This is a genomic window from Marinobacterium sp. LSUCC0821 (genome assembly GCF_012848475.1).
Lineage (GTDB): Bacteria > Pseudomonadota > Gammaproteobacteria > Pseudomonadales > Balneatricaceae > Marinobacterium_E.
The window spans coordinates 1,366,694-1,388,219 of the sequence record NZ_CP051666.1 but is presented as its reverse complement, the minus strand read 5'-3'; the positions used below and the strand labels follow the sequence as shown (position 1 = coordinate 1,388,219).

22 protein-coding genes are annotated in these 21,526 nt (G+C 48.8%); 18 read left to right on the top strand and 4 right to left on the bottom strand.

Going from position 1 to position 21,526, the window contains the following annotated elements:
* Nucleotides 1–114 precede the first annotated feature (114 nt).
* The 12 genes from HH196_RS06625 to dnaB all read left to right on the top strand — a co-directional run bounded on the left by HH196_RS06625 (nt 115) and on the right by dnaB (nt 9,646).
* On the top strand, nt 115–1,155 hold the full coding sequence (locus HH196_RS06625) for an aminoglycoside phosphotransferase family protein (RefSeq protein ID WP_169451365.1): 1,041 nt from the start codon (nt 115–117) through the stop codon (nt 1,153–1,155).
* Nucleotides 1,152–1,835 carry an N-acetylmuramate alpha-1-phosphate uridylyltransferase MurU gene (gene murU / locus HH196_RS06620; RefSeq protein ID WP_169451364.1) on the top strand — a complete coding sequence of 228 codons (684 nt, stop codon included), beginning with the start codon at nt 1,152–1,154 and terminating at the stop codon, nt 1,833–1,835. The genes HH196_RS06625 and murU overlap by 4 nt, the downstream gene beginning before the upstream one ends.
* On the top strand, nt 1,836–2,645 hold the full coding sequence (djlA, locus tag HH196_RS06615) for a co-chaperone DjlA (RefSeq protein ID WP_169451363.1): 810 nt from the start codon (nt 1,836–1,838) through the stop codon (nt 2,643–2,645).
* 60 nt (nt 2,646–2,705) lie between these two features.
* Nucleotides 2,706–3,380 carry a ribulose-phosphate 3-epimerase gene (rpe, locus tag HH196_RS06610; protein ID WP_169451362.1) on the top strand — a complete coding sequence of 225 codons (675 nt, stop codon included), beginning with the start codon at nt 2,706–2,708 and terminating at the stop codon, nt 3,378–3,380.
* Complete coding sequence (locus HH196_RS06605) at nt 3,380–4,045, top strand: phosphoglycolate phosphatase (RefSeq protein ID WP_169451361.1); 666 nt, start codon at nt 3,380–3,382, stop codon at nt 4,043–4,045. The genes rpe and HH196_RS06605 overlap by 1 nt, the downstream gene beginning before the upstream one ends.
* Before the next feature lie 203 nt (nt 4,046–4,248).
* Nucleotides 4,249–5,274, top strand: coding sequence for an anthranilate phosphoribosyltransferase (trpD, locus tag HH196_RS06600; protein ID WP_169451360.1), 1,026 nt, complete (start codon nt 4,249–4,251; stop codon nt 5,272–5,274).
* Nucleotides 5,274–6,083, top strand: a complete 810-nt coding sequence (gene trpC / locus HH196_RS06595; protein ID WP_169451359.1) for an indole-3-glycerol phosphate synthase TrpC — start codon at nt 5,274–5,276, stop codon at nt 6,081–6,083. The genes trpD and trpC overlap by 1 nt, the downstream gene beginning before the upstream one ends.
* A 10-nt stretch (nt 6,084–6,093) precedes the next feature.
* Entirely contained in the window at nt 6,094–6,501 is a 408-nt protein-coding gene (locus HH196_RS06590; protein WP_169451358.1) for an OsmC family protein, read from the top strand.
* Nucleotides 6,502–6,638: 137 nt separating this feature from the next.
* Nucleotides 6,639–7,052, top strand: coding sequence for a 30S ribosomal protein S6 (gene rpsF / locus HH196_RS06585; protein WP_169451357.1), 414 nt, complete (start codon nt 6,639–6,641; stop codon nt 7,050–7,052).
* 23 nt (nt 7,053–7,075) lie between these two features.
* Nucleotides 7,076–7,306: a 30S ribosomal protein S18 gene (rpsR, locus tag HH196_RS06580; protein ID WP_169451356.1), complete on the top strand. Its 231-nt coding sequence runs from the start codon at nt 7,076–7,078 to the stop codon at nt 7,304–7,306.
* Between the two features lie 86 nt (nt 7,307–7,392).
* Complete coding sequence (rplI, locus tag HH196_RS06575) at nt 7,393–7,839, top strand: 50S ribosomal protein L9 (RefSeq protein WP_169451355.1); 447 nt, start codon at nt 7,393–7,395, stop codon at nt 7,837–7,839.
* 430 nt (nt 7,840–8,269) lie between these two features.
* On the top strand, nt 8,270–9,646 hold the full coding sequence (gene dnaB, locus HH196_RS06570; protein WP_169451354.1) for a replicative DNA helicase: 1,377 nt from the start codon (nt 8,270–8,272) through the stop codon (nt 9,644–9,646).
* 3 nt (nt 9,647–9,649) lie between these two features.
* Here the strand turns inward: dnaB and HH196_RS06565 are convergent, their stop codons facing one another.
* A complete protein-coding gene (locus tag HH196_RS06565; protein ID WP_169451353.1) occupies nt 9,650–10,249 on the bottom strand; it encodes a glutathione S-transferase N-terminal domain-containing protein in 600 nt (199 codons plus the stop codon).
* A 3-nt stretch (nt 10,250–10,252) separates the two neighbouring features.
* On the bottom strand, nt 10,253–10,684 hold the full coding sequence (locus tag HH196_RS06560) for a thioesterase family protein (RefSeq protein ID WP_169451352.1): 432 nt from the start codon (nt 10,682–10,684) through the stop codon (nt 10,253–10,255).
* 100 nt (nt 10,685–10,784) lie between these two features.
* On the opposite strand from HH196_RS06560, the gene HH196_RS06555 reads away from it, so the two are divergent.
* Nucleotides 10,785–11,957 carry an MFS transporter gene (locus HH196_RS06555; RefSeq protein WP_169451351.1) on the top strand — a complete coding sequence of 391 codons (1,173 nt, stop codon included), beginning with the start codon at nt 10,785–10,787 and terminating at the stop codon, nt 11,955–11,957.
* 4 nt (nt 11,958–11,961) lie between these two features.
* Here the strand turns inward: HH196_RS06555 and bioA are convergent, their stop codons facing one another.
* Nucleotides 11,962–13,260, bottom strand: coding sequence for an adenosylmethionine--8-amino-7-oxononanoate transaminase (bioA, locus tag HH196_RS06550; RefSeq protein WP_169451350.1), 1,299 nt, complete (start codon nt 13,258–13,260; stop codon nt 11,962–11,964).
* 233 nt (nt 13,261–13,493) lie between these two features.
* Between bioA and HH196_RS06545 the strand changes: the two genes are divergently transcribed.
* The 5 genes from HH196_RS06545 to HH196_RS06525 all read left to right on the top strand — a co-directional run bounded on the left by HH196_RS06545 (nt 13,494) and on the right by HH196_RS06525 (nt 20,581).
* Nucleotides 13,494–16,001: a PAS domain-containing sensor histidine kinase gene (locus HH196_RS06545; protein ID WP_169451349.1), complete on the top strand. Its 2,508-nt coding sequence runs from the start codon at nt 13,494–13,496 to the stop codon at nt 15,999–16,001.
* Between the two features lie 168 nt (nt 16,002–16,169).
* Nucleotides 16,170–17,138: a hypothetical protein gene (locus HH196_RS06540; RefSeq protein ID WP_169451348.1), complete on the top strand. Its 969-nt coding sequence runs from the start codon at nt 16,170–16,172 to the stop codon at nt 17,136–17,138.
* Nucleotides 17,139–17,182: 44 nt separating this feature from the next.
* Nucleotides 17,183–18,178 (top strand): ATP-binding protein, encoded by a 996-nt coding sequence (locus HH196_RS06535; RefSeq protein ID WP_211160759.1) that lies wholly within the window; start codon nt 17,183–17,185, stop codon nt 18,176–18,178.
* A 153-nt stretch (nt 18,179–18,331) separates the two neighbouring features.
* Nucleotides 18,332–18,871 carry a DUF2889 domain-containing protein gene (locus HH196_RS06530; RefSeq protein WP_169451346.1) on the top strand — a complete coding sequence of 180 codons (540 nt, stop codon included), beginning with the start codon at nt 18,332–18,334 and terminating at the stop codon, nt 18,869–18,871.
* Between the two features lie 105 nt (nt 18,872–18,976).
* Complete coding sequence (locus tag HH196_RS06525) at nt 18,977–20,581, top strand: ABC-F family ATPase (protein WP_169451345.1); 1,605 nt, start codon at nt 18,977–18,979, stop codon at nt 20,579–20,581.
* A gap of 59 nt (nt 20,582–20,640) precedes the next feature.
* Here HH196_RS06525 and HH196_RS06520 read toward each other — a convergent pair whose 3' ends face one another.
* Entirely contained in the window at nt 20,641–21,522 is an 882-nt protein-coding gene (locus HH196_RS06520) for an amidohydrolase family protein (protein WP_211160758.1), read from the bottom strand.
* Nucleotides 21,523–21,526 lie beyond the last annotated feature (4 nt).

Here is a 21,526-nt window from a genome sequence, read left to right as displayed (position 1 = left end):
AAGTCGAGTAATATCTTACGTTTCTGCAGGTTAACAAAGTAATCTACCGATCTGCAGAATCCTAGATCCAGAATGATAAGCATTACCGTGCTTGAGTGCCAGAGGTTAGAGTAAATGGGAACGCGCCAAGCGCAACTAAAATCATGGGTAAAACAGGTTTGGCCCTACGCTGAACGTGATGCTGTCGAGATCACACCAGTCAGTGGTGATGCGAGCTTTAGACGATATTTTCGCCTCGACGACGGCCAGCGAGCGCTAATCGGAGTCGATGCGCCGCCTGATAAAGAGAATTCAGAACCTTTTGTGCGTATTGCCACGGAGTGGTTCGCGAAAGGGATTCGTGTTCCGCAGGTGATTGCAGACGATCTTGAACTCGGTTTTATGCTGCTAGAGGACTTCGCCGATCAGCAACTGCTTCCTATTCTTGAACAGGATGCTAGTGATACACCCTACCAGCAGGCGTTGCAGTCCCTTGTGGGTATTCAGATGCTGCCTGCTGTTGGATTGCCGCCATACGATAGCGCAGTTCTGACACGCGAGATGGAGCTATTCCCGGAGTGGTTCTTGGGATCTTTGCTAGGTATGAGTGATGAGCAGATCGCGACTCAATGGCGTCCACTACTTGATAAAACCTATGAGCTGCTCATCCAATCTGCCTTAAATCAGCCGCAGGTCTGTGTCCATCGTGACTACCACTCGCGCAACCTTATGCCTTTGGCGGATGGTGGGCTTGGCATTATCGATTTCCAAGACGCACTGATCGGCCCAATTACCTATGACTTAGTCTCGCTATTGCGTGATAGCTATATCGATTGGTCTGATGAGCAGGTGGCAGATTGGGTAGAGAACTACCGCATGCAAATGCTCGATACAGGCTTTGCATTGCCAAGTGACTCAGAGTTTCTAAAGCAGTTTGACCTGATGGGGATGCAGCGCCAATTGAAAGTGGTCGGTATCTTCTCGCGTCTTTGGTTGCGTGATGGTAAAGAGGGGTACCTTAAAGATATTCCGCGCACCTTTGGTTACCTGCTAAATGCTGCAAAAAGATACCCAGAGTTTGCCGAGTTAAGTCAGGCACTAGAGGCACTAATTCCCTTAATGAAGGCGAATGAGGATCTCAATCGATATCCGCTTGCCCCTTGGGTGACTCGATGAGGGCGATGATCCTAGCGGCAGGTCTGGGTCAGCGGATGCGTCCATTGACGCTGACAACCCCGAAGCCTCTTTTGCCTGTTGCCGATAAGCCATTGATCGTCTACCAGATCGAAAACCTAGTGCGAGCGGGTATTACAGAGATAGTGATCAATCACGCCTGGTTAGGTGAGCAGATAGTAGCTTATCTGGGTGAGGGTGGCGATTACGGGTGTGCGATTCGCTACTCGGCAGAGCAGGAGCCTCTTGAAACGGCGGGTGGGATCGTCAATGCCATGGCGCTTTTGGATGAGGGGGGCGAAACTCCCTTTATGCTGGTGAATGGTGATGTGTTTACCACGCAGGAGTATGCAGATCTCGACTTAACCTTGGCGTCAGATCAGCAGGCTAAACTATGGCTGGTTGAGAATCAGGCTTGGCATCCGCAGGGCGACTTCGCGCTCAGTGGCGGTAGTGTCAGTGTTGAAGGGGAGAATAAACTTACCTTCGCAGGAATTAGTCTGCTGCGCCCCTCACTCTTTGCCGGTTTGGTTAAGGGTGAATCAGCACCGCTTGCTCCGCTTCTGAAGGCGGCGATGGTGCAAAACCGGGTCGTGGGCGAACAGCTTACAAGTTATTGGAATGATGTTGGTACGCCTGAGCGGTTAGCCGATGTCGAGTCGTTTATTTTGGAGAGTCGATAGATGAGTGCCCAATCCTTTGGCGCAGAGGTTTATAAGTATCGAACCGGCATCGTGCTCGGTACGATGGTGGGACTGTTTAGTGGTGGTCCCTGGGGTGCAATTTTTGGTGGCTTTTTAGGTTACCAGCTAGAGCGCATGTTCCGCTCGGCCAAACAGCTATCGCCACAACAGATATTCTTCCAGGCAACCTTTGCGGTAATGGGGCGTGTAGCTAAAGCAGATGGTCGTGTCACTGAAGATGAGATCGCCTATGCCCGCTCAGTCATGGCGCAGATGCAACTGAATGAAGAGAAGCGCCGTGAAGCGATCGACTTCTTCTCACAGGGTAAGTCAGCTGATTTTGATTTAGAGCCTCTGCTGCGTCCACTGGCTAGTCTCTTTAGGTACCGTAACGACCTTCGCATGATCTTCTTTGAAATGCAGATGGCCGCTGCCATGGCGGATGGCGAGATCAGTGATGCCGAGCGCAGCGTCATTGTGAATATCTGTCATCGTCTAGGGATGAAGGCTGATGCGATAGATGTATTGATTCGTCGCGTACAGGCTGAGCGTGGTTTCTATCAGCAGTGGAAAGCCGGTGGTGCGCCTACACAGGATAAAGTGAATCAGGCCTACGGTGTGCTTGGGGTGACTGAGTCTGCCTCAGATGCCGAGGTTAAACGTGCGTGGCGTAAACTGATGAGCCAGCACCATCCCGATAAATTGGTCTCTAAAGGGTTGCCAGAAGAGATGATGGTGATCGCCAAAGAGAAGGCGCAAGAGATTCAAGCTGCATATGATCTTATCCGTGAGGTAAGAAAGTCTAAATGATAATTTCTGGCTGCTTCTGGTAGGCTTTGGAATATATAAATATTTTTCAGGTATAAGTAGATGAAAGATTTTTTGATCGCACCGTCGATTCTCTCCGCTGATTTTGCTCGTTTGGGTGAGGAGGTTGAGAATGTCCTAGAGGCGGGGGCTGATATCGTGCACTTCGACGTAATGGATAACCACTACGTGCCTAACCTCACCATCGGGCCGATGGTCTGCAAGGCATTGGTTAAGCACGGTATTAAAGCACCAATCGATGTGCACCTTATGGTGAAACCGGTTGATCGCCTAATAGGTGACTTTATTGAAGCGGGTGCTGGATTTATCACCTTCCACCCAGAGGCGTCAGAGCATATCGATCGCTCTTTGCAGATGATTCGTGATGGTGGTTGTAAGTCGGGTCTTGTATTCAATCCAGCAACGCCGCTGCATCATCTTGAGTATGTGATGGATAAGGTGGATATGGTGCTGCTAATGTCTGTTAACCCAGGCTTTGGCGGTCAGAAGTTTATCCAGGGCACGCTAGATAAACTTCGTGAAGCGCGTCGTATGATTGATGCATCAGGTCGTGATATTCGTCTTGAGATAGATGGTGGTGTAACGGTAGATAATATCGCGCAGATTGCAGAGGCGGGTGCGGATACATTCGTTGCTGGGTCAGCAATTTTTAATACTGATGACTACAAAGCGACTATCGATAAGATGCGCGCAGAGCTAGCAGGTGTGAAACGCTAATGTCTGCTCCCAAGCTGATCATGTTAGATCTGGATGGCACGCTAGTTGATTCTGTTCCAGATCTATACCAAGCACTCAATCGCATGATGGCCGATCTTGGTCGTGAGCCGGTTGTTGAAGCCGAAGTGCGCAACTGGGTCGGAAATGGTGTTCAGGTATTGGTTGCTCGTGCGCTGGCTGGCGCAATCAAATACCCTGATGACGCCATGGATCAGCCTATCTACCAAAAGGCATTAGACTCTTTTAGTGGTCATTACGATCAAACCAATGGTCATTTTGCGAAGCTCTATTCCGGCGTTGCTTCATCGCTACAGCGTTGGTCGGAGCAGGGTATTGAGCTGGGTGTGGTAACCAATAAACCGATCCGTTTTACCTTACCTCTACTGGAACGTCTTGGTATCGCACCGTTCGTCAGTCACGTTGTTGGTGGCGATACCTTGCCCGTTAAAAAGCCGGACCCGGGTCAGTTGCTCTACCTTATGGAGCAAGCGGGAAGCTCGGTTGAGAATACGGTGATGATCGGTGACTCAGCACACGACATAAACGCAGCTCGAGCAGCAAAAGTTCCTGTCTATGCGGTCACCTATGGTTACAACCATGGTGAGCCTATTAAGAATAGTTCCCCTGATAAGCTATTCGATTCACTCGATGAGCTTGTCTACTGATCTCATCTCATGTTGAAAGAGTCCGCGCCTGCAGGCTCTTTTCATTTGGGCTTTCTCTGTAAGCGAGTCCAAATTCACTTTTAGCTGGTGTATTATCCCTGCCTAGTTTAAAAATCGTTCTGCAAATTAGCTCCAGAGCTAAAAGTATGATGCAGGAAAATTGCCCGATAGCGCATTGAGAATCGCTATTCAAAGGAGTCGTAATGGATATCAAAGAGGCTTTAGCCATTGTTGTCGCTGGAACTGACCTGACGCGTGAGCAGATGTCAGCCGTTATGCGACAAATTATGACGGGTGAAGCGACTGATGCTCAGATCGGCGGCTTCTTAACAGCGATGCGTATCAAAGGTGAAACGGTTGCTGAAATCACGGCTGCAGCTGATGTTATGCGCGCCTTGGCAACGCCAGTGCGTGTTGCTAACCCAAATGCAGTGGATATTGTCGGCACCGGTGGTGATGGTTCAAACCTATTTAACGTATCCAGCGCTACTTCCTTTGTTGTAGCGGCAGCGGGTGGCACAGTTGCTAAGCATGGTAACCGTTCAGTCTCTTCAAAATCGGGTGCGGCAGATCTACTCGAAGCGGCTGGTATTCATCTCGCTTTGAACCCCGTACAAGTTGCACGTTGTATCGATGAAGTGGGTGTCGGTTTTATGTTTGCCCCTGCGCACCACAGTGCAATGAAATATGCGATCGGGCCTCGTAAAGAGTTGGCGATGCGAACGCTATTTAATGTCTTGGGTCCGCTCACTAACCCAGCCGGTGCTAAGCACTATCTAATGGGGGTCTTCTCAAAAGAGTTGTGTCGTCCAATGGCAGAGGCACTGCGTGGTTTGGGTGCTAAACATGCTTTGGTGGTGCACTCAAATGATGGCTTGGATGAGATCAGTCTTGCCGTGCCAACCAGTGTTGCTGAGCTTAAAGATGGTGAAGTGACTGAATACGAAATTACTGCTGAGGCGGCTGGCCTTGAGTCTCAAACACTTGAAGGTCTTCAGGTTGTGGATGCAGCAGCGAGTCTATCGTTGATTCGCTCAGCACTGAGTGGTGGTAACCCGAAAGCGGCTGATATGGTAGCGCTTAATGCTGGTGCTGCACTGTACGCGGCTGATAAAGCAGAAACTCTTAAGGCGGGTGTGCAGATGGCGTTGGCAGCAATCGCCTCAGGTGCGGCACTTTCGAAGATGGATGAGCTGGCGCGATTTAGCCAAGCGTTTAAGGATAACTAATGTCAAAGGTACCTACGGTTCTTACGCGAATAATCGACCGTAAGTTCGAAGAGATTGCAGAGCGCTCTGCAACTGTCTCAATTGAAGATCTTAAAGCGCAGATTGAAGCGCAAAAAGGTACGGCGACTGATCCGCGAGGTTTTGTAGCGTCGATGCAGCGTGCCCTTGCTGAAGGTCGTTCAGCGGTCATCGCTGAAGTAAAAAAAGCGAGCCCATCGAAAGGGGTGCTCCGTGAGAATTTCCAGCCAGCAGAGATCGCTCTCTCATATCAGCAGGGTGGTGCTAGCTGTCTATCTGTTTTGACTGATGTGGATTTCTTCCAAGGCTCTACAGAGTATCTGCAGCAGGCACGTGCTGCCTGTGCACTGCCGATTATTCGCAAAGACTTTATCGTCGATGAATATCAGGTCTATGAAGCGCGCGCTATGGGTGCCGACTGTATTTTGTTGATTGTCTCTGCGCTTGAAGATGCGAAGATGGCAGAGCTGAATGATTTGGCAGTCTCGTTGGGTATGGATGTCTTGATTGAGGTTCATGATGCTGATGAGCTTCAGCGTTCACTGCCGCTGGGTAATACCCTGGTCGGTATTAATAACCGCAACCTTCACACCTTCGATGTGACCTTGCAGGCAACTATTGATCTGTTGGATCAGATTCCAGAAGATCGCATTGTGGTTACCGAGAGTGGTATTTTAGCGCCTGAAGATGTGGCATTAATGCGCCAACATCAGGTGAATTCTTTCCTTGTCGGTGAGGCGTTTATGCGTGCCGACAATCCAGGTCAGCGTTTGGCTGAACTTTTTAATTAAGGACACTGCAATGCATGTAGAAGTTCATTGGGATAGTGAAGAGCGCTTTAAGGCGATCACTGACTCTAAGTTTGAAACGCACATCGACCGTGATCTTGTGACAGGTCCTCGCCCTATGGAGTATATCCTTGTAGGTCTGGGAGGCTGTGCTAGCGTGGATGTGATGAGCATTCTTAAGAAGGCACGTCAGGATGTAGTGAGCTGTGTCGCAGAGATTGATGCCGAGCGCGCAGATGCAGTGCCTGCGGTTTTCACTAAGATTCACATCACCTTTAAGGTGTCAGGTCGTGGTCTGAAAATGTCTGCAGTGGAGCGCGCAGCGCGTCTCTCAGCAGAGCAGTACTGCTCGGTATCGAAGATGCTTGAGGGTGGCGGTGTAGAGATTACCCACAGTGTTGAAGTGAGTGAAGCCGAGTAAACTGCTATTGCAATAGGACGCCTAATTCATTAGAATTTCGCGTCCTTTTTTATATCAACCTCCTTGCTTTTGGGGAGTTCGACGAATAGGGGTCGAATTCAATTAACTCAAAAGCTGCTAAACCGTAAGGAGCTACAATGCGTCACTACGAAATACTGTTCATGGTTCACCCGAATCAGAGCGAGCAGGTTCCAGCGATGATCGAGCGTTACACTGCGCTGATCGAAGGCGATAACGGCAAAATCCACCGTCTAGAAGACTGGGGCCGTCGTCAGTTGGCTTACTCAATCAACAATGTTCACAAAGCACACTACGTTCTTATGAACGTTGAAGCTACTCAGGCTATAATGGATGAGCTAGATAGCCTATTCCGTTACAACGATGCAGTGCTACGTAACATGGTTATCCGCACTAAAGGTGCAATCACTGAAGTGTCTCCAATCAAAGCTGCTGAAGCACGCGAAGAGCGCAAGCCACGTCGTGAAGAGCGTCAGCCAGCTGCTGAAGCACAAACTGAAGAAGCTGCACCTGCTGCAGATTCTGAAGAATAAGTTAAAGATTAGGAGAATATCAGATGGCACGTTTTTTCCGTCGTCGTAAGTTCTGCCGTTTCACAGCAGAAAACGTTACTGAGATCGATTACAAAGATCTCGACGTTCTTAAAGGTTACATCACTGAAACTGGCAAGATCGTACCTAGCCGTATCACTGGCACTAAAGCTAAATACCAGCGTCAGCTAGCAGTTGCTATCAAACGCGCTCGTTACGCAGCTCTACTGCCATACACTGACGGTCACGACCGTTAATAGTGCTCTAGCAGCCTATGGCTGCTATTGGGTGATTGTTTAATTTGTACTGCAGGTATACCTGCAGCCTAAATGAGGTTTGAGAGATGGAAGTTATCCTCCTCGAGAAGATCGGTAAACTTGGCGCGCTAGGCGACAAAGTAAATGTTAAGGCTGGTTTCGGTCGTAACTACCTAATCCCACAGGGTAAAGCTGTTGCAGCTACTGCTGCTAACGTTGCTCGTTTTGAAGAGCGTCGTGCTGAACTTGAAGCTGCTGCTGCTGAGAAGCTAGCTGCTGCTACTTCACGTGCTGCTGCACTAGAAGGTAAAGAGTTCACTATCGCAGCGACTGCTGGTGACGAAGGTAAACTTTTCGGTTCTATCGGTAGCCGTGACATCGCTGACGCGATCACAGCAGCTGGTACTGAAGTTGATAAGAGCGAAGTTCGTCTTCCAAACGGTGTTCTACGTAACATCGGCGAATACGAAATCGACGTTCAGCTTCACGCAGAAGTTACTGCGACTGTAAACCTTAAGGTTGTTGCTGAGTAATCAGCTACAGTCCAAAGAAAACCGCGCCTCGGCGCGGTTTTTTTATGTCCATGGATGGACGGTATGCCGCGAGCGCAGGGATGCGCATGAGCGGCTATGTCCATGGATGGACGGTATGCCGCGGGCGCAGGGATGCGCAGGAGCGGCGATGACCATACATTGGCGTCAAATACATTGGGGTCAGAGTAGTCTTATAAGACTACTCTGACCCCGGATATGATCGGACTTTGAACAAAGCTCTGATGTAGGAGGGATCGGCCCGAAGGGCGACCCCGACATGGGATGCAAATCTCGCGCCAGACTATATTCTTGCTTTCGCGGCTTCCCTCTTTGAGGGAATGCGCTCCTACTCCATTTTTTAATTCAACTCATATCTCTGAGCAGGTATAGTTACCTGCTCAAATATTTTTTAGTTTCTGCAGTTAGATAAATGCTCGATATCCAAGATGAAGATCTCGCCCTCGCGAAGATTCCGCCGCACTCGATAGAGGCGGAGCAATCTGTGTTGGGTGGCTTAATGCTAGATAACAATGCCTGGGATGTCGTCTCGGAGATTGTGCTAGAGCAGCACTTCTACACAGCTGGGCATCGCGGGATGTTCCGTACCATGCAGAAGCTGATCGACCTCGGTCGCCCTATCGACGTGGTGACTATCTCTGAAGAGCTGGATCGTATTGGTGAGCTAGATCGTGCCGGTGGCCTAGAGTATCTTGTTGACCTTGCACGTAACACGCCGAGTACCTCAAATATTCGTGCCTACTCAGAGATCGTTCGAGACCGTGCACTTCTGCGTCAGATGATCAGTATCTCGAATGAGATCTCAGGTGCTGCTTTCTTCCCTGAGGGGCGCTCTGCAGATGAGGTGCTAAACGAAGCAGAAACTAAGATCTTCCAGATCGCTGAGAACCGTCCAAACCAGAACGGTCCTCAGTCGGTTAACCCACTTCTAAAGGCAGCTGTTGAACGTATCGACGAGCTATTCAGCAACGGCGATACGCTGACAGGTCTGACTACCGGCTTTGATGATCTTGATGATCGTACCGGTGGTCTGCAACCATCTGACTTGGTGATCGTTGCAGCGCGTCCGTCGATGGGTAAAACCACCTTTGCGATGAACCTGGTCGAGAACGCCCTGATGGGTGCCAATAAACCGGTTCTGGTGTTCAGTCTTGAGATGCCTGCGACACAGTTGATGACGCGTATGTTGTCATCGCTCGGTCGCATCAACCAGACCCGTGTTCGTAACGGTCAGTTGGAAGATGATGATTGGCCGAAGCTGACTGCAGCGGTCAACATGCTGAAGAACAAACCACTCTACATTGATGATCAGCCGGGTATCAGCCCTAACGAGATGCGTACCCGTGCCCGTCGCATTGTGCGTGAGCATGGTGAGATCGGCATGATCATGGTCGACTACCTTCAGCTGATGCAGATTAAGACCGGTAAGAGCGAAGGCCGTACCGCAGAGATCTCAGAGATCTCTCGCTCACTTAAAGCCTTGGCGAAAGAGATGGATTGTCCGGTTGTGGCGCTATCGCAGCTAAACCGCTCGCTTGAGCAGCGTCCTAACAAGCGTCCAGTTAACTCGGATCTTCGTGAATCCGGCGCTATCGAGCAGGATGCTGACGTTATCATGTTTATCTACCGTGATGAGGTCTACAACGAAGATTCGCCAGAGAAGGGTGTAGCCGAGATCATCATCGGTAAGCAGCGTAACGGCCCAATCGGTACCACGCGTCTAGCCTTTATCGGTAAATACACTCGCTTCGAAAACCTCGCCCACAGTTACGAGTATCAAGACGAGTAACGCTTAATGAAACTCCGTCAGGTGAAACGCTTCCATCTGACGCAGCGGTTTGCTCCATTGGGTTAAATGACCGCTCTCGAACGCATTAAACTCAGGTAGTCGAAACTCGATATACTCTAGTGCCACCTCAAGTGCCAGTTGCCCAAGTCCTGGTAACCCTTTAACCGCATGCGGTGGGTTCTTTTTCAGCTCCTCAAGGGTGCGTTTAATCGCATTGATGCGGCGCTCCTCTAGGGTGTTCCCTTCGTCGGCATTTTTGCCACCAAAGCGTCGGTTGAAGACGATCCAGAACGCTGCATCTACTAAACCCATCGCTTTACCGGCTAAAGATAGCTCTTTATAGAGACGCGCTGAAGGCAGAAGTGATGGGTCCGGTTTGCGTCGCTCTAGGTAGTGAATAATGAGTAGGGTTTCAGAGATCGCCGTGCCATCATCTAACACCAGAACCGGTACACGAGAGATCGGGTTGGCGTTAACCAGCTCTGGTGTATCCGAGGGTGGGTCAACCCAGTGCATAGCACACTCACTGTCTAGCCCTTTCAGCATTAGGGCTACACGCACAATGCGTGCGTAGGGTGAGGTTGGGGTTAGCATCAGTTGCATGATTTATGCATCCTTCAATAGGTTGGCTCTAAACCCTTCGGGCAGTGTGACAACTTTGCGAGTCTCGTAGTCAAAAAAGACGATGCCAGTTTTAACGTGGGCAATCTCAACGGCTGTCGCTTTGTTGGTCATTAGGTAGAAGATGTCGCAGCCATATTTGTTGAAATCGCCGACAGTAATGTCGACCTGTACCTGGTCGCCGTAGAAACCTTCCGCTTTGTAGACGATCGCGCTGTCAGTCATGATTATCCCAAGGCCTTCAACGTCGAGCTCGGTGTAACCATATTGACGCAAGAAGCGTACGCGAGACTCATGAACAAAACTTAAAACGCTGTCATTGCTAAGGTGGTTTGCATAGTTGATATCGCTGATTCGTACATCCAGCGTTGTCGAGAAGAGGTAGTTATCGGGCATATCGATTTTGATACGTGCCATTTTAAATATCCTTACTTGTACTGCTTGTATCTATATGAGAACTTACTGCGTCCCGTTCGCTTTCGCTAGCTTTAGCGGCTTAAAAGAGAAGAAAAAGTTTATGTCGAATAGAAATGTACAGCTCTATCCTGTCGCGCAAGCCCTAGGCGCGGCATCTCCACCTATCATTATCTCCTTGGGTGGATTGGTCAGTATGTCCCTTAATGCTCCGCAAGAGCTGATGACTATGCCGGTCTTTCTATTCAACTTGGGCGTGGCGCTCTCTACTCTCCCAGCGGCATTTTTAGTCTCCCAGTTTGGGCGAAAAGCGGCTTATATGTTTGCTGCTGTGGTGGCGATGATTGCCGGCGTGATTGCTGCAACATCGATCATTAACCAGTCGTTTGTCTGGTTCTGTGTTGGTACGCTGCTGGTCGGTTTTTATGCAGCCCATGTGCAGAGTTACCGTTTCGCTATTGCTGAGGGATTGCAAGGTCCTGAGCAGGGTAAGGCGATTTCGCGAGTGATGATTGGTGGCTTGGCAGCGGCTGTCATAGGTCCCCAGGTTGTTGTCTGGACTCAGGGTGCCATGGATGCGAAGTATGCCGGTAGTTTCTTTGGTTTATCGGTATTGGCGGTGCTGGCGTTGCTGGTCTTGGCAACACTCCCGAGTAGCGAAGCCAAAGGGGCTAAGCAGAAAGCGAAGAGTGATGTGCGCTTGCTGGACCTACTAACAAGGCCTAAGTATGTCACTGCTGTTGCTGCGGGTGTGGTCTCTTATGGTTTGATGGCATTTGTTATGACGGCTGCGCCGATAGCGATGGTCTCCCACGGTCATGAAGTGCATCAGGCAGCGCTGGGTATTCAGTGGCATGTGTTGGCGATGTTTGCCCCTAGCTTCTTTACCGGTAAGTTGATGGCTAAATACGGTAAGGCGCGAATCACCTCAATCGGTCTACTATTGATTGCAGTCTCAGGTGTTATCGCTCTGGTTGGGTTGGAGTTAACCCATTTCTGGGGCTCGTTGATTCTTCTGGGTATCGGTTGGAACTTTGGCTTCATTGGAGCGACTGCATTGGTGGCAGAGAGTGCTTCAGATGAGGAGAAGAGTGTTGCTCAAGGCTTTAATGACTTCCTTATCTTCTCGATTGTTGCGGTCGGCTCTTTTATGTCAGGTCTATTGTTGAACTCACAGGGTTGGCAGATGCTTAATCTGGTGATTTTCCCAATCGTCGCATTTGTCTTGGCGCTAATGCTCTTTAATCAGCGTCGTTCAAACAAGAGTGCTGTTTAACCGCTTACTTTAGGAGTTTATCGAGCCGTTTCAATACTCGAAGCACTCCAGCAGTGAGTGCTTCGATATCTTCAGAGCTGCTGATGTAAGGTGGCATTAGGTAGACAAGTTTGCCGAACGGGCGAACCCAAATGCCCTCTTCAATAAACATCGGTTGTACCTCAGAAAGCGTTACAGGCTCTTTGCGCTCCACAACGCCAATCGCTCCAAGGATGCGGACATCAGCAACCGATTGTAAATCGCGTGCGGGCGCAAGGCCTGATGCTAACTCGCCTGAGATACGCTCAACCTGTGTGCGCCACTCACCTGTTTGAATGATGCCAAGGCTTGCGTTCGCTACGGCGCAGGCTAGCGGGTTACCCATAAAGGTAGGGCCGTGCATGAAACAGCCGGCGCCACCGCTCGAGATGGTCTCTGCGATTTTTGTGGTGGTGAGTGTGGCGGCGAGTGTCATATATCCGCCTGTTAGAGCTTTGCCTACACAGAGAATGTCAGGGGTGATGCCTGCATGATCGCAGGCGAATAGTTCACCGGTGCGGCCAAATCCTGTCGCGATCTCGTCTGCAATTAACAGTACATCATATTGGTCGCAAAGTTCCCTTGCTCGCTTAAGATATTCAGCGCTGTAGAAATACATACCGCCGGCACCCTGCACGATAGGCTCTAATATCAGGGCGGCTATTTCAGAACCCTCATCCATCAGAATAGCTTCCAAAGCGTCGATGTCACCCTCTGCAAGTGATTCACCAAACTTTGAAGTTGGGCGTGGAACGAAGTGGTGCTTAGGCAGAACACCCGTGAATATCTCATGCATACCGGTGACTGGGTCGCATACGGACATCGCGCCAAAGGTGTCGCCATGGTAGCCGCCCCTTAGGGTTGCCAGCTTGTGTTTATTGCCAAGGCCTTGGCTCTGCCAGTATTGCAGTGCCATTTTGATAGCGACCTCAACAGAGACAGAACCTGAATCAGCAATAAAGACCTTTTCCAATCCTGCAGGTGTTAAATCAACCAATTTTTGCGCTAGCTCAATCGCTGGCTCATGAGTGATTCCGCCAAACATGACGTGCGACATCTTGCTGATCTGCTCTGTGGCTGCTTGGTTTAACTGAGGGTGGTTGTAGCCATGAATGGTAGACCACCAAGAGGACATGCCATCAATCAATTCACGACCATCATTGAGCTTAAGGCGTGTACCGTTTGCTGAAACGACCGGTGTCATCGGTGGTGGATTGATCATCGATGAGTAGGGGTGCCAGATATGCTCTTTGTCGAATTTGAGTTGTTCTTGAGTGATGCTCATGATGGCTCCGAAATCTGTTCGCGGTAGTTTATCAGATCTGTTAACGTCTGGGACGTGAAGGTATTAAAAGTGAAAGTGTTGAGTTGGCACGTAAATTGCTTGGTTATGTCTTAACTGTCACAAGCGCCCTAAATGCGAATTTTAGACTCATGTAGGGGCGTTAAATGCTGAATTTATTGGTTAAATCAAATTGCGTTGCATAATGCGAATCAATTTGAGAATAGGTGTTTTAGATGAAAAGTATGACCAGCGCTGAGAGTGATTTTTTAAATCGAACGGTTATTCGTGCCGTGCAAATACTTTTGGTTTGCATGTCACCCGCACTTTTTATGAGTATCTATCGAGCATTTACTCTAGATGGTGCCTACGCAATTATTGCGATTCAATCTGTTTTGTATCTCATGATAGCTGCTGCAGCGCTCCCGCAGTTACCAATTAACTTCAAGGCGCGAATTCTAATGATTGCTTTTGTAGCTTTCGTGATAGGTATTGCTGGAGTTGCGCGTAATCATACAATTTTTATTGGTTTTGCCTACTTCTGGCTCGGCTTCATATTTCTATCAGTCATTCTTGCCGGAGTAAGTCGATATTTAATACCTGCGCTCGGCTATGGGTTTCTTCTTCTCTATGCAGTAAATGCCGGCTTCGAGGGGGCTGTTCAGGGGATTTCGCACTTTATGGGGTTTTCAGGCATGACCTGGAGTTCAATCTATATTCTCAGTGCTGTTTTAAATAGAGCAACTCAACAGCGTGATGAATATGCTGACATTGCCGAGCAACTCTCTGAGGCTCAATCTGATCTTGCTAAGACGTTGCGCATTAGAGATCTGCAACAGTCTCGTCAAAGCCAGGTGGCTAAAGCCGCAAACATCGCTTTTTTTGAGTATGACTTCACAACTGGGCTTATTGATGGCGACGCTCAACTGCAGCGTCGTTATGGTCGTTCAGAATCAGACGGCCCGATTACGCTTTTAGAGCGTGCAGATAGTTTCCCTGAGGAGAGTCTTGCGCTCATCTCAGGTGAAATCTTGGAGTTGTCCTTGATGCCTGTAGGGACAGAACGTACCTTCGTTCATGACCAATGGATTGATGGCGAGTTACGCACCATGCGAGTGACAGGTGCAAACATACAGCGTGAGGGTTCGCTGGTTTTCTTTGGATCTTCCATTGATATCACAGAAGAGACTCATGCGTTAAAGCAAGCACACGAGTTTTCTGATCTTATTGAGCTTGTATCTAACTCAGGTGGTATTGGTCTAATCGAATTCTTCCCAGATTCACGTACATTCAAATGTAATGCTGAAGTCTCTAACCGCCTGGGTCTAGGTCATACCGATGAAGAACGCGACATAGAGCTCTTCTATGCATACCAAACGGATGAGACCCGTGCTCTGTTTTTAACCCCTAAAAAGGCCATGGACGAGTCACAAAATGGCGAGCTGCAATCTTTTGTGCATCCTTTTTACCTTGCTAATGGTGAGCTGCACTACATGAGAGTATCTCGCGTAAAGCGAGATGCAGATGGTCGCACAAGTTTCTTGGGCCTTTCCCTGGATATAACTGATGAGGTGCAGGCTAGGGAACAGGCTGAACAGCAGGCCGATCAGCTTCAGCAGGCATTAACAAAACTAGTGCAAGAGCAGGATCGTCAAGCACAGATGTATGCTGTGATTGGGCATGAGCTACGTACCCCAACGGCATCTTTGAAGATGATTCTCGACGATGCGCAGCAGGGCGATGGTCAGATTAACACAGCGCTATTCTCTTCCACCATCGATCAACTCTTGGGTGTAATCGATACGCTTCGTACCGTTGCGCAGCCTGAGAAGATGAGCCAAGCAAGTATTAATTCTGTTGTACTTGCAGACCTTCTGAATGATCAGTTACAGATATTAACCCCAATCGCTAAACAGAGCGGCGTAACCCTTAAGGTTGGCTTCGATGGGTTAACCTCCGAACGAATAGATATCGAGGCGCATCTGCTAAAACAGCTGGTCTCTAACTTGACTAAAAATGCGATTATCCACTCGAAAGGGAGTGAGGTTCGCATAGAGGCTGAGGCCATTGTTAATGACGGAGTTAAGTCTGTCACCCTTGTGGTTGCTGATAATGGTGTGGGTATCCCTGCAGAGCAGATTGAGAATCTATTTAGTGCATTTTCGCGCGGCTCTAGTGATGCAGAAGGTACTGGTCTTGGGCTCTATGTCTGTCGTGAAATTGCAGCAGCCATGGGTGGGGATCTTACCTACGAACCCGGATTAGAGGGTGGGTCCCGTTTTGTGTTGCGCTTTGACGCAAAGCTTTCAAAGCTTGCCACTGATACTGATACTGATACTGATACTGATACTGATACTGATACTGATGCTGATACTGAGGCGCTGCGCGGACTCGCTGTTCTATTGGCTGAGGATAACCCAACTATACAAATGCTGACCAAACGTATGTTGGAGCAGAAGGGTGCACACCCAGTCGTGGCTAATAATGGCGAAGAGGCGCTGCTCAAAGTACAAGAGCAGAGTTTCGACCTGATTCTCTCCGATATATTCATGCCGAAAATGAATGGTTATAAATTTGTTGAAGGACTTCGTCAGCAGGGCATAGATACCCCAGTCATCGGTTTAACCGCCGCAACCATCGGTGAAGAGACCGATAAAATGCTAGCTGCAGGTGCCAATGCAGTATTATCGAAACCGGTCAATATCAAAGAGCTCACTAAGCTGGTAGCGAGCTTTAAAGTGTAGGCGCGAATTCCCTCAAAGAGGGAAGCCGCGATAATAAAGCCTTATGTTGGCACGAAGCTTGCTTAACTCACTGTGTAGTAATCTCTTTGCGGCGTCACACCGCGTGAATGCGCTCGTACACAGGTTGCAGTCAGGTTAAATACAAAGTCACTCAGTTTGAGAGTTAAAATGTTAGAAAAAATCTCCCATCAACATGAGCTAAGAACTTGGGCAGGTTTGAAGGCTGCCAAAGCACTTACTTTGGTTCTGCTGCCAGCTTACGTGCTTTCTATGTACCGTAATCTCATCGTGGAGTTAAATCTAGTTACTGCGGTTTACTACACAGCACTTATTCTGTTTCTTGCAGCGATGGGGTGGTTTCAAAAAGTAAGACCGAATCTGCGTTTAGCGGCTGTTTCGATGGTTATTTTGTTGATTGCCCTTGGTGTTCTTTTCCGCAATCAGGATCTAGGATTTGCGCAAACCTTTGGTGTACTTGGTGCCTCTGTTTTGCCGCTCTATTTTAATCGTCGAATAGCCCCCTATTTGGCGATGCTACCGATACTAGGATTAGGTGGAGTGGCATTTTTAGCAACGGATGCACCGACATTAATCATTATTATTATCACCTCTGGAAGTTTGGCCGTTGTCTATGTTGTGACCAGTACCTTTTGTTATGTCATTGGACATACAGAGGAGCAGCGTGATGTTGCTGAGAGCGCGCTCAACCTATCGCTGGAAAAAGAGCGCCTTCTTGATCTCTCCTATTCTGTCATGGATCTCGCTGTTGCTGAGCTGGATGTGGAGAGTGAAAGGCTTAGATTAATTGCTGGCCAGAGTCCGAATAAGACTCTTTTCGATCAGGGCGCTAATTTTTGGGACTTCTACAATTCAGTGTATGGGGAAGGCTCTGCACAGAAAATTAGAGATCTATTCAATACACCGGGTCAGTCGTTAGTTCTTCGTGCGAACGTCAATGGTGAGCCTGATCACTGGGCTAAAGTTGGTTTACGGAAGAGTATCAGCGTGATGGAAAATCTTACCGTTCTATTTATAGAATCATTGTCGATGAGTTGGTCGCTGCTAAAGAGCAGGGTGAGCAGAGAGGGGCGGAATTACAATCACTGCTTGATCGTCAAAAGCAGATGTATGCCGTGATTGGGCACGAATTAAGGACCCCGGCTGCTAGTTTGCAGATGATCTTGGATACGCAAGATGAACAAGAGGAGCTTAACAAAGCGCTGATACAAGCTAATTTGCAGCAGCTTATATCAGTTATCGATACGCTGCGTGCAGTGGCGCAGCCAGAAAAGAGTGTAAAAGGGATCTACTACGATGTCTTAATGGATGAGTTGCTAGCGCATCAGTTAGAGAACTTTGAACCCATGGCTCAACAAACTAAGGTAAGGCTGCATGAGGATTTTGAGGGCCTAACAGTTCACCCTGTGCGTATTCAGAGCACCTTAGTTCGACAGGTTGTCTCTAATCTCATAAAGAATGCACTAATCCACTCCGGGGCCTCTGACATCACTCTGCAGGCTCGCGCAGAGCTGTTACCAGAGCGTAAAAAGCATCTCTTGATTCGAGTGTTGGATAATGGTTCGGGCATTCCGCAAGAGACCCTAGAAACATTGTTCAAACCTTTCGCTAGGGGTGCTACCCATGCCGATGGCACAGGCTTGGGGCTCTATATTTGTAAAGATTTGATCGAAAATATGGGTGGGACGCTGCGTTACTTGGATAACCCTGGTGGAGGTTCCTGTTTTGAGATCGACCTAACAGTTGATCTTGCTGATGAATCGGCAAATGAAGTCATCGATGAAGAGACCCCTTTGCTGGCGGGTAAAAGTATCCTTCTTGTTGAAGACAACAAAACACTGCAGCTCCTCACAGAGAAACTACTCACTAAACAGGGTGCTAGAGTCGAGGTTGCAGACCAGGGATTGGATGGACTGGTGAAATATCAAGCGGGGCAATTTGATTTGATTCTCTCTGACATATTTATGCCGGAGATGAACGGCTATGAGTTTGTCTCGGAGCTTCGTAAACGCGATTGCCGTTTGCCCATTATTGGACTTACAGCAGCTACCATCGGCGAAGAGACGGAGCAGATGCTTGCTGCAGGCGCAGATGTCGTTATGTCAAAACCGATGAACATCAAAGAAGTTTGCAAATGGCTGGCCAACTTTAGTAGGTAAAAATATAAGTAGCACATTCTCGCTTTAGGTGAGTGCGCCGCTGAGTGAATAATAGAAAAGCTAGCAAATCCGGTTTTGCGCTTAGCGTTTAGGTCCTGTTATATTCACCGCCTATAACTTCTCCCTTCAGACGACAACTTAAGTGACAATCGAGTGACTGAAATTACCCGTGAGCCGATGCATCGGCGCCTAATTGACCTGCAGGGCTATCTCAGAAGTGATGGGCTCTGGGAGGTTGAAGCTGAGCTTCAAGATACTAAAACCTACGAGATCGACTTGATGGAGCGTGGCAGGGTGCCAGTTGGTGGTTTTCTGCACCACATGCGTTTCGTACTTGTTGTTAATGAGTCGCTAGAGATTATTGATACGCGTGCAGAAATGTTGGCAACGCCATACCCAGATTGCAACGGTGCCCAACGCCAATACAAAGAGCTTATAGGGCTGCGTATTCGCTCTGGTTGGCTCGAAGAGGCTAAGCAGGTGATAGGTAAGCAGACCGGTTGTACGCACCTGACAGAACTCCTTCCTGCTATGGCGACTGCGGTTATTCAAACGATTCGCGGTTACCAAATCCAGCAGGACAGAGAAAATAAAATGGCTCGAAAGGGCAAAGAGTTGATGCTCAATAGCTGTTATGGCTTCCGTCATGGCGGAAGAGCACAGATTGCTCTATGGCCTGATGAAGAGCAGTAATTTATAGACTGAAGTTCATCACGCCCCTATAATTCGCGCCTCTTTTCGCCAGGTTTTTCGATCTGGTGCCGTTGATTTAATGACGCTTAGCGTCGGAACACCACTTTGATTACTGCTGCTAACATCACCATGCAATTTGGCCCTGAGCCACTGTTTGAAAATATCTCTGCAAAATTTGGTAATGGTCACCGTTTTGGTTTGATCGGTGCTAATGGTTGCGGAAAGTCGACCTTCATGAAAATCCTCAGCGGTGCCTTGGCGCCAAGCTCTGGCAACGTCTCTTACTCGCCGGGTTGTACTCTGGGTACGCTGAGTCAGGACCAGTTCGCTTTTGAGCAGTTCACGGTTGTGGATGCAGTCATTCAGGGTAATAAAGAGCTTTGGCGCGTTAAACAGGAGCGTGACCGTATCTACTCACTTCCAGAGATGAGTGAAGAGGAGGGGATGGAAGTTGCGCATCTTGAGGTTGAGTTTGCCGAGCTTGATGGTTACACAGCAGAGAGTCGTGCAGGTGAGATTCTGCTCGAGGCGGGTATTCCAGAGGAGTACCACTTCGGTTTGATGTCGCAGGTAGCGCCCGGTCTTAAGGTGCGTGTGTTGCTTGCACAGGCGCTATTTTCAGATCCTGATGTGTTGCTCCTCGATGAGCCAACCAACAACTTGGATATCGATACCATTAGCTGGTTGGCTGATGTACTGAATCAACGTAAATGTACGATGGTGATCATCTCTCACGACCGCCACTTCCTAAACTCTGTTTGTACGCACATGGCCGATATCGACTATGGTGAGTTGCGTATCTACCCAGGTAACTACGACGCTTATGTGAAGGCGTCAACTCTGGTGCAGGAGCAGTTGCTTAGCGAGAATGCGAAGAAGAGCGCTGAGATTGAAGAGCTACAGGATTTCGTTAACCGTTTTGGTGCTAACGCTTCTAAAGCTAAGCAGGCGAGCTCGCGAGCTAAACGTATGGAGAAGATTGAACTGGCTGAGGTGAAAGCTTCAAGTCGTCGCTACCCATCCCTGCGTTACAAGCAGTCTAAGAAGTTACATCGACAGGCGTTGGTGTTAGAGGGGTTAACCCACGGCTTTGAAGAGGAGCCTTTATTCAATGAGATCGATATGATCCTTGAGGCGGGATCGCGTATGGCGGTAATCGGTGAAAACGGTGCCGGTAAGAGTACTTTCCTACGTTGTTTGGTAAATCAGATTGCACCCCAGGCTGGCGTTATTAAGTGGTCTGAAAATGCGGTTTTTGGCTACTGTCCGCAGGATACTGGGCCAGAGTTTGATAATGACATGACTCTGTTTGAGTGGATGTCACAGTGGCGCACACCTAAGCATGATGACCTTGCTGTGCGTGGTTTCTTGGGGCGTATACTTTTCACAGCTGATGACATGAACAAAAAAGTACGTGTCTGCTCCGGTGGTGAGAAGAACCGTCTCCTGTTTGCTAAGCTGATGATGATGGAGATTAACGTTCTTATCATGGATGAGCCGACCAACCACTTGGATATGGAGTCCATCGAAGCGCTAAACAAAGCGCTGTTAGGTTGGGATGGTACGCTGATCTTCGTGAGCCACGACCGTGAGTTTGTCTCCTCTTTGGCGACCCGTGTTCTGGAGATTAAATCTGATCGAGTTGTCGATTTCCAAGGCACCTATGAGGATTACCTTACGGATCAGGCACGCAACGCGAAAGTCGCTTAATGCTGATTTGAGAATAAAAAAAAACGGACCTTTGAGGTCCGTTTTTTGTTTGGGTCTGCTTACTTGTTCAAGCCAAGAATGCGGATAGCGTTCTCTTTCATGATTAGAGGTTTAACTTCCTCTTTCACATCGAGCTTGTTGAAGTCTTCAATCCAGCGATCTGGTGTGATCACTGGCCAGTCAGATCCAAAGAGCATCTTCTTCTTAAGGATGCTGTTCATGTACTGAAGCAGGATAGGTGAGAAGTACTTCGGAGACCAACCTGAAAGATCCATGTAGACGTTTGGTTTGTGAGTCAGCACTGAAAGCTGCTCCTCCTGCCATGGGAATGCAGGGTGTGCCATAACGATCGGCATGGTTGGGAAGTCAGCAGCTACGTCATCTAGGTAGATTGGCTGTGAGTACTTAAGACGCATGTTCATGCCGCCTGGCGCACCTGCACCTACACCCGTCTGACCCGTGTGGAATAGGGCGATAGCACCCTCTTCAGCGATCGCTTCGTAAAGTACGTACGCAGAACGGTCGTTCGGGTAGAAACCCTGCATGGTCGGGTGGAACTTAAAGCCCTTAACACCGAACTCACGCACTAGGCGACGCGCTTCGCGTGCACCCATGCGGCCTTTAGCAGGGTCGATCGATGCGAATGGGATAAGGATGTCGTCGTTCTCTGCACAGATACGCGCAACCTCTTCGTTTTCGTAACGCTTGAAGCCAGTGTTGCGCTCTGCGTCTACTGGAAAGATGACCGATGCGATTTTGCGCTCACGGTAGTAAGCAGCAGTCTCATCAGGAGATGGCATCATGTTGTGGCCAGCTGGGTTCTTGAAGTATTTCGCGAATGCTTCTTGGAACTCAAAGTAACCGTCATCACGCTCACACGAACATGGCTCTTCAGCATGGGTGTGAAAGTCGATGGCAATAATTTCGTCTAGATTAATCATTATC

Excerpts from the sequence above, each read along its gene's own strand:
- rpsF (WP_169451357.1), top strand. The coding sequence starts at position 6,639 with ATGCGTCACTACGAAATACTGTTCATGGTTCACCCGAATCAGAGCGAG.
- trpC (WP_169451359.1), top strand. The coding sequence starts at position 5,274 with ATGTCAAAGGTACCTACGGTTCTTACGCGAATAATCGACCGTAAGTTC.
- HH196_RS06565 (WP_169451353.1), bottom strand. The coding sequence starts at position 10,249 with ATGCAACTGATGCTAACCCCAACCTCACCCTACGCACGCATTGTGCGT.
- HH196_RS06590 (WP_169451358.1), top strand. The coding sequence starts at position 6,094 with ATGCATGTAGAAGTTCATTGGGATAGTGAAGAGCGCTTTAAGGCGATC.
- HH196_RS06625 (WP_169451365.1), top strand. The coding sequence starts at position 115 with ATGGGAACGCGCCAAGCGCAACTAAAATCATGGGTAAAACAGGTTTGG.
- trpD (WP_169451360.1), top strand. The coding sequence starts at position 4,249 with ATGGATATCAAAGAGGCTTTAGCCATTGTTGTCGCTGGAACTGACCTG.
- dnaB (WP_169451354.1), top strand. The coding sequence starts at position 8,270 with ATGCTCGATATCCAAGATGAAGATCTCGCCCTCGCGAAGATTCCGCCG.
- HH196_RS06540 (WP_169451348.1), top strand. The coding sequence starts at position 16,170 with ATGTTAGAAAAAATCTCCCATCAACATGAGCTAAGAACTTGGGCAGGT.
- HH196_RS06520 (WP_211160758.1), bottom strand. The coding sequence starts at position 21,522 with ATGATTAATCTAGACGAAATTATTGCCATCGACTTTCACACCCATGCT.
- djlA (WP_169451363.1), top strand. The coding sequence starts at position 1,836 with ATGAGTGCCCAATCCTTTGGCGCAGAGGTTTATAAGTATCGAACCGGC.
- bioA (WP_169451350.1), bottom strand. The coding sequence starts at position 13,260 with ATGAGCATCACTCAAGAACAACTCAAATTCGACAAAGAGCATATCTGG.
- rpsR (WP_169451356.1), top strand. The coding sequence starts at position 7,076 with ATGGCACGTTTTTTCCGTCGTCGTAAGTTCTGCCGTTTCACAGCAGAA.
- HH196_RS06545 (WP_169451349.1), top strand. The coding sequence starts at position 13,494 with ATGAAAAGTATGACCAGCGCTGAGAGTGATTTTTTAAATCGAACGGTT.
- HH196_RS06560 (WP_169451352.1), bottom strand. The coding sequence starts at position 10,684 with ATGGCACGTATCAAAATCGATATGCCCGATAACTACCTCTTCTCGACA.
- rplI (WP_169451355.1), top strand. The coding sequence starts at position 7,393 with ATGGAAGTTATCCTCCTCGAGAAGATCGGTAAACTTGGCGCGCTAGGC.
- HH196_RS06555 (WP_169451351.1), top strand. The coding sequence starts at position 10,785 with ATGTCGAATAGAAATGTACAGCTCTATCCTGTCGCGCAAGCCCTAGGC.
- murU (WP_169451364.1), top strand. The coding sequence starts at position 1,152 with ATGAGGGCGATGATCCTAGCGGCAGGTCTGGGTCAGCGGATGCGTCCA.
- rpe (WP_169451362.1), top strand. The coding sequence starts at position 2,706 with ATGAAAGATTTTTTGATCGCACCGTCGATTCTCTCCGCTGATTTTGCT.
- HH196_RS06605 (WP_169451361.1), top strand. The coding sequence starts at position 3,380 with ATGTCTGCTCCCAAGCTGATCATGTTAGATCTGGATGGCACGCTAGTT.